This window comes from Psychrobacter sp. TWP2-1-2 (assembly GCF_049896785.1).
GTDB lineage: Bacteria > Pseudomonadota > Gammaproteobacteria > Pseudomonadales > Moraxellaceae > Psychrobacter.
This window is the reverse complement of the sequence record NZ_JAFCVA010000031.1, coordinates 1-6471: the sequence shown is the minus strand read 5'-3', so window position 1 is coordinate 6471 and position 6471 is coordinate 1. Positions and strand designations below refer to the sequence as shown.

Annotated in this window: 8 protein-coding genes; 4 read left to right on the top strand and 4 right to left on the bottom strand. The window is 38.0% G+C overall.

Going from position 1 to position 6471, the window contains the following annotated elements:
* Nucleotides 1-419, bottom strand: a 419-nt coding sequence (locus ACP7AE_RS13915) for a hypothetical protein (RefSeq protein WP_426243803.1), incomplete at its 3' end; no start/stop codon positions are given.
* Nucleotides 420-760: 341 nt separating this feature from the next.
* Here ACP7AE_RS13915 and ACP7AE_RS13910 point away from each other — a divergent pair.
* The 4 genes from ACP7AE_RS13910 to ACP7AE_RS13895 all read left to right on the top strand — a co-directional run bounded on the left by ACP7AE_RS13910 (nt 761) and on the right by ACP7AE_RS13895 (nt 4810).
* Nucleotides 761-2326, top strand: a complete 1566-nt coding sequence (locus ACP7AE_RS13910) for a MobA/MobL family protein (RefSeq protein ID WP_426243801.1) — start codon at nt 761-763, stop codon at nt 2324-2326.
* Nucleotides 2327-2328: 2 nt separating this feature from the next.
* Nucleotides 2329-3126 carry a hypothetical protein gene (locus ACP7AE_RS13905; protein ID WP_426243799.1) on the top strand — a complete coding sequence of 266 codons (798 nt, stop codon included), beginning with the start codon at nt 2329-2331 and terminating at the stop codon, nt 3124-3126.
* Nucleotides 3127-3423: 297 nt separating this feature from the next.
* The gene (gene repM / locus ACP7AE_RS13900) at nt 3424-4371 is read left to right on the top strand and encodes a replication initiation protein RepM (RefSeq protein WP_426243797.1); all 948 of its coding nucleotides are present in this window, start codon (nt 3424-3426) and stop codon (nt 4369-4371) included.
* Between the two features lie 127 nt (nt 4372-4498).
* Entirely contained in the window at nt 4499-4810 is a 312-nt protein-coding gene (locus tag ACP7AE_RS13895; protein WP_426243796.1) for a hypothetical protein, read from the top strand.
* Between the two features lie 110 nt (nt 4811-4920).
* On the opposite strand, the gene ACP7AE_RS13890 is transcribed toward ACP7AE_RS13895, so the two are convergent.
* The 3 genes from ACP7AE_RS13890 to ACP7AE_RS13880 form a co-directional block, all read right to left on the bottom strand.
* Entirely contained in the window at nt 4921-5598 is a 678-nt protein-coding gene (locus ACP7AE_RS13890; protein WP_426243794.1) for a hypothetical protein, read from the bottom strand.
* Between the two features lie 5 nt (nt 5599-5603).
* Nucleotides 5604-6053 carry a hypothetical protein gene (locus tag ACP7AE_RS13885; protein WP_426243792.1) on the bottom strand — a complete coding sequence of 150 codons (450 nt, stop codon included), beginning with the start codon at nt 6051-6053 and terminating at the stop codon, nt 5604-5606.
* The coding region (locus tag ACP7AE_RS13880; protein ID WP_426243790.1) for a hypothetical protein at nt 6031-6471 on the bottom strand (441 nt) is incomplete at its 5' end. The genes ACP7AE_RS13880 and ACP7AE_RS13885, both read right to left, overlap by 23 nt.

Genomic DNA, 6471 nt, shown 5'->3' with positions numbered 1-6471 from the left:
CTAAGCTTTTTGACTCCATCAGTTGGCGTTTCAATATAATCAATCATTTCAATGCCTAACTTTAGGTCAACAATAGATTTAGACAAATATGTCGTTGATAGTCGCTTTACTGAATCATAGAAATTATCAACTTCATGTGTTATCTCAGAAACCTCTGAAATATCGGCCTCATCGAAATCTAAGTGTATATTTATAAAATTTCTTTCTTTAAAGTAACCTATTACATACTTTTTTTTATCTAAAATTGTGAAGATAATAAGCGGTTTTGAAGGATCCTCAGAGTTGAATGGAATTTCCAAATCAGCATCCATACCTGTAGCTAATTGTGCCCACTCATTCCCTATTATTGAAACTGGTTCGTCGATGCGAATAAGAGCACCCAATCTATCGATCTTCCAGCTAATATCTTTTTTAGACATATAATATCTTCATCTATTGGTATTTATATTTTTCATAATAAGCTTCAAAGTCACCTGAGACTATTGTGCTGACAAGAGCTTTTATAGATAATTTTGGAGCTACGAGATTACTGTGCTCTAGCTCGAATATAGTTGCCAGTGTACCATCGATACAATAATTAGCTATTAATAAATATATTCTATTGAGTATTTTTTCTTTTAGCCCTCTGCAAGAGCGCGTTTTCGAGAACTGTGATATTCTTCCCCTATCGGCTCATTTATCTCAGTTCTCAAAACACGTTGGGGACACCCCAAACCCCAAAAACCCACGCTAAAAATAGGCAGTCGTTATGGCGATATTTATGGCAAGCACCAAGTCAATATCGAGAGCAAAAGGACAAAGTGCGATCGCTGCCGCTGCTTATCGTGCCGGTGATAAATTGCTTGATCAAGACAAAGAGTATGGCAAAACGCATGATTATCGAAAACGCAGCGGTGTATTAAGTGCCGATATTATTTTGCCGACTGCCTTAGCTGGTAGCGAGATTGGCAGAGCCGAACTATGGAACATGGCTGAACGCAATGAGACGCGAAAAAATAGTCGCGTGGCTCGTGAATGGTTGGTTGCCTTACCGCATGAATTGAGCGAACAAGATCGCAAAGACTTAGCCCATGACTTCGCCAGAACCTTAGCCGATAGATATCAGGTGATCGCAGATTGTGCGATCCATGTACCAACCGATAAGGAAATCGAGCGCGGTGCCAGTCCTCTTAACTTCCATGCTCATATCTTATTAACCACGCGCACAGTCACCATCGACGATGACGGAAAAGTTTACCTTACCAAAGACAAAGCTGACAGCGAAATATCAGACGATGACCGCAGAAAAAAAGGTTTGCCACGCATGAGCGTGGAAGTTAAAGCCGTACGGGAACTATGGGAGCATACCGCTAACAAGGTATTAGAAGAAAAAGGCCACAACCTGATCGATAGCCGTAGCTATAAGTCGCAAGGTATCAACCTAGTACCGCAAATCAAGATGGGTAAAGACGCGACCCACATGGAGCGTAAAGGAATACCGACCGTAAAAGGGCAATTTAACCGTGAAATTATCCAATCTAATGAGCTAGTTTGGAACAAACACTTAGCCAATAACCAAAAAACCAATGATAAAGCGGATCGTACCATCGCCGACCTGCGCGAAAGCAAGCTATTCATTGTCCCAGCTGCGCCTAAGCCCAACTTTAAGCCCAAAAAAGTCACTCAGGAGAGAATAGAAAGCGCCAACGATACGGTAAATAGGCTAAAAGCGATACGACTTAACCGTGAGAAGGCACAGCAGGTAGAGCAACAGCGCCTACAGCAGCAGCAATTAGAAATAGCGGAACGGAAAGAACGAGAACAGGCCGAACAAGAGAAACTAGAGCGACAACAGCGCCGAGAGCACAGACTTGCAAGGATTGCTACGGAGACAGGAGAGTTTAAGCACTTCTATCAGCAGCTAGAACAGCAGCCCATGAGTGTTGATAAGTCGCACCTGCAAAAAATCGATCAAAATAGCGAGTTTGGCCAACATCTTGTCGCCATTCTAGCCACAGACAGCCGTATGCAAGCGCTGACACGTTATCAAGAAGAGCCTAGTACCACCAAGCACCAAAAAACGCTTGCAGAGCTACAGTATGAGCGTTTAGGCAATGATCTTATCTCACATTCGCAATCGGCATTAGAGAATGTAAAAAACTCGCGACACACCGTGTCGCAAAAGGCCAATACAGCGGCATTAAAGGGCGTATTTGATGCTATGGTACCTGAGCATAAGCAAAACCTCTCTGAAACGCAGCAGGAGCACCTACAGAGCGTCTCAGTAGCCATTAATGACCATAGCCATGATATTAATCGAAGTCGTGGCATGACCCTAGGATTTTAGATATGACCGACAACGCCCAGTCGATTGAAATAGAAGAATTGGTACTCACCCTTCACGCACTCATAGAACAGCAGCAAGAACTGTTAGCAGACAGTCAGAATCAGGGTAAAACCAACAATGAGCACGTACAGCAAATATCAGCAATGATAAAGCAGCTCACTGGGCTATTAAAAACCTATCACGATAAAGAACAGCTGATCATAGATAACACCAGTCAGGCACTCAAAAATAATATTAATGCTGCCTTTCAGCAAAACCAAAAAACCTATCATGCGCTGATAGATCAAGGCTTTACCACGCATATAGATACAGCAACCAAACAGCTCTCAACGGTTGCCACTAAGATTGAAAAGCAATTCAAGGATCTTGAGACCGCTGCTCATAATTCAAAAACTGAATTTCAGAGTAGACAGGGCTTTTTTAAACTATATGAGGACACTTACGATACTCAAAGTAGGGAGTTACGAGAGAACGTAGATAAAACTTTGAACAAGGTTGTGGAAGATACAGAAGATAAATTAAATGATATTGGGCATGATTTTACAGCTGCTTTGACTTGGAAAATGACTGGTATGCTAGGTGCTATTTGCTTAGGGTTGATATTAATAACTTTTGCTATAGCTTGGCTTTTTATTCCTAGCAAGGCAGATATTGCTGAACGCAGAGCCAATTATGTTGAGTTAGAAAGATTTCAAGTTGCTGACAATGTTGCTAAAGGAACAAATGGTTATTATGCAGATGTTATTTATTCAACTTGCTTCAAAGCAAAAGATGGTAAAACTTGGTGTAAATTTAGATAGATTAGATACTATAAGATTCTCTTCTTTTTTATCACTTATCAACAACCAAAAATGCTTTTAATGCTTTTAAATGCTTTTAAATGCTTTTAAGTGCGCTACAACCCTTTACCATCAAGGGATACGGCTTCCATATGACTACTTCTAGTTACCCATATGACTACTTCTAGTTACCCATATGACTACTTCTAGTTACCCATATGACTACTTCTAGTTACCATTAATCTACTTATTTTTTATTGTAGTTTTATATACGTGATTATGATAATGTAGCTATTATCAAATTTATGGATGAATCAGATGTCGAAGGGTAACTTAGTCGTTAAAACAAATCAGCTGAATTCAGCATTACAAAATCTATCATTACCTGAGATTCGTATTATTCAATTAGCGATAGTAGATGCCAGAGAAACCAATACAGGGTTAAGTACCGACAAGCCATTACGCATTGATGCTTTACGTTATGCTGAAATTTTTGAGACAACGAGGCAGAATGGTTATCAGCGCATGAAAGATGCTGAGGAAAATTTATTCAACAGGCGTTTTAGTTATATAGATGAGAGAGGAAGGCTTATTAAATCACGATGGGTTCAGCAAGTTACTTATCTTGATGATGAAGGCGCTATTGAATTAGTATTTACACTTGCTGTAGTCAATGGGATTAGCCGGATTGATGGTGCGGAAGATTTTTTCACTTCATATTTGCTTGAGCAAACTGCAAGTATGGATAGTATTTACTCTGTGAGACTCTATGAGCTGCTAGTACAGTGGGTAGCTGCTAAAAATACGCCTTTGTTTGAGCTTGATAAGTTTAGAGACCAGTTGGGTATTGAGTCTCATGAATATAAGCGTATGGGTAACTTTAAATTAAGAGTTCTAGACCTTGCGGTCAAAGAAATTAATGAGAAGTCGGATATTAAAGTCAGTTATTCACAAGTAAAACAGGGTAGAACGATTACAGGCTTTAAATTTAAAGTGCTAGCTAAAGATAAACCGAAGAAAGCAAAAATAGAGGATGCCAGAGACGTACATACAGCAGATATGTTTACGGTTGAAGGGTTAAATGATAAGCAGTTAGGACGTATCGTTCGCAATCCTAGCTTTATGGCAGATTACAATCACTTGGTTAGCTCTACTAGCCCAGCAGGTCAAAACACTAAGGATTGGGAATTTGAGATGATTAACCGTCTTAAAAAAGATGCTGCCCAGTTTGGAAAGCGTCCTATTCGTGAGTACCTTAAGTATTAGTATTTAGTAAGTTTATTGAGACCATTCCAAATTCTGTGTAACTATAGTTACAGCGTCTTTTTATGGTAACTTTAATTGTTCAAAATTATACAAGCCATACAAAGCTTATAAACACGAGGAAAAAATCATGAAACTTGATTTAAAAGGTTTTGATAAATTGGAGAAGAACGTCTCAGGGTTATCTGATACTGATAGTATCTCACTGGATGCTCTTATGAATCCTAGTTTTATATCTAGTTGCAGCCAATATTCTAATTTTGAGGAGCTAGTAGAGGCTTCTGGGTTCAAAGTGGAGTCAAAAGAAGATTTTGCAGCCATCCCAGATCAGGAATGGGAGCAGTTTATTCAAACAAACACATCCTATGAAAGCTGGATAGAAATGCAACAAGCTGCTGGGATTAAATATGTGAAAGCTAAATTATTTAAAGGCTTAAAGTAGAAACGTATGATCTCGAGCCTTTCCCAAGCTTTGTGTAACTGTTTTTTACATCAAATTAATACATACACAAAATTTGGGATAAGCTCATTATTAGACAACAAACCTTATAGCTATGCCAGCTTATCAAGCTCATCTAGAACTATAATTCCTGCTTCACAAGCTTCATCATATTTAACAGGACTATAATCAAAAACCCCACAGGCTCCAACAATCTGTTCTGGTCGAATCCTTACGACTTTACCTATGTTTTCCTTCTGTATTTCATAAAAATCTGGTTGTAGATGTTCTTTTAGTATCTCAATCATACCTTTTTGCCATTGAGTATCTTCATCTGAAACTATCCAGCTATCTCTATCTACAACATTAAAACCAAATTGTTCAAGCATGCAAAGTACAAATGTTGCGCAAGTTAGACTATCTCCCCTCACATCGGGATTGGGAATAGTTACGCCATCTTGGAACGTAGTGCCACCATAATTGGTTATGCCATATAGCATGTCAGATTCTTTAAGAGCAAGTGTCCTTAACTCTGCTGTTATGATTGCAGCATTTCTTTCAGAAACAAAGTCGAGCCAGAGAACTCCATAGCCTTTAAGCTTTTTTCTGTCAAACTCATAACGGCTTGTAAGATGAGCTCTTATTGGTTTGCTATTTTCATTATCTAAAAATACAAAGCCTGTATGCTTTACATCGGGATTATAATTTGCGCGCCTAATAAAAAGTCCCAAACTATCATCATCTGTTTTACTAGATAGATCTTTACCTAGATTTATTTTATGATTTTTCATATATTTCAGGCGTCTAATCCGTATAACTCTCTTTTAGGACTCAAACCTTCTTCTTCGATTTGGTCATAAGTTACTTTGTAGAGTTTGTCCCATTGACTGATGCGACGGCGATAACTATAAGTAGTTCTTAATAAAGCCATAAGAGACCATGAAGTCATAGCGTTCTTATCTAAAGACGCCAAAAAAGTATCAATAGTATCTACAGATTCATAACGCACGGCAAAATGCATCAGTATAGATGCATAAGTACAAGCTTTTCTACCCTCGTTTCTTTTCTCAAAAAGGTATATTTTGTACATATGATTGTCATTTAATAAAGAACGGCTTTCCTGTTCCATACCAAAATAATCGCTATATCTTTCCATGCTGTTAATTTCGCATTTCTTAAAGTTCGCTTGATAATGCTCCATCACCATTATAGAAGATAGAATATTATTCTTTGATATTTGACTCATAACAAAGCTCCTCTTTTACGATACTTAACAAGCTTCTTTTTAAGATATCTATATTTTTAACAGGGTTGATATATCCTGTATCTTTTTCAGTTACACTTAGCTCTATATCAGCTGTTATTATGTTTTTTGTAGAAGAATTCTCTATGTCAGAATCCACTACTATCTTGAGTTTTGTCTTGTTTGAAAACTCAATTGTTTTACTGACTTCGACTTCATCGTCTGTGATTAAACTACTCTTAAGCTTTAAATCAATTTCGCTGATATCTTCATCAATTCCTGAAAAGTAAGAAAAATCATTCCTAAGCTTTTTGACTCCATCAGTTGGCGTTTCAATATAATCAATCATTTCAATGCCTAACTTTAGGTCAACAATAGATTTAGACAAATATGTCGTTGATAGTCGCTTTACTGAATCATA

Bases quoted from the DNA above. Each gene is read 5' to 3' on its own strand.
- ACP7AE_RS13905 (WP_426243799.1), top strand. From the start codon at position 2,329: ATGACCGACAACGCCCAGTCGATTGAAATAGAAGAATTGGTACTCACC.
- ACP7AE_RS13895 (WP_426243796.1), top strand. From the start codon at position 4,499: ATGAAACTTGATTTAAAAGGTTTTGATAAATTGGAGAAGAACGTCTCA.
- ACP7AE_RS13890 (WP_426243794.1), bottom strand. From the start codon at position 5,598: ATGAAAAATCATAAAATAAATCTAGGTAAAGATCTATCTAGTAAAACA.
- repM (WP_426243797.1), top strand. From the start codon at position 3,424: ATGTCGAAGGGTAACTTAGTCGTTAAAACAAATCAGCTGAATTCAGCA.
- ACP7AE_RS13910 (WP_426243801.1), top strand. From the start codon at position 761: ATGGCAAGCACCAAGTCAATATCGAGAGCAAAAGGACAAAGTGCGATC.
- ACP7AE_RS13885 (WP_426243792.1), bottom strand. From the start codon at position 6,053: ATGAGTCAAATATCAAAGAATAATATTCTATCTTCTATAATGGTGATG.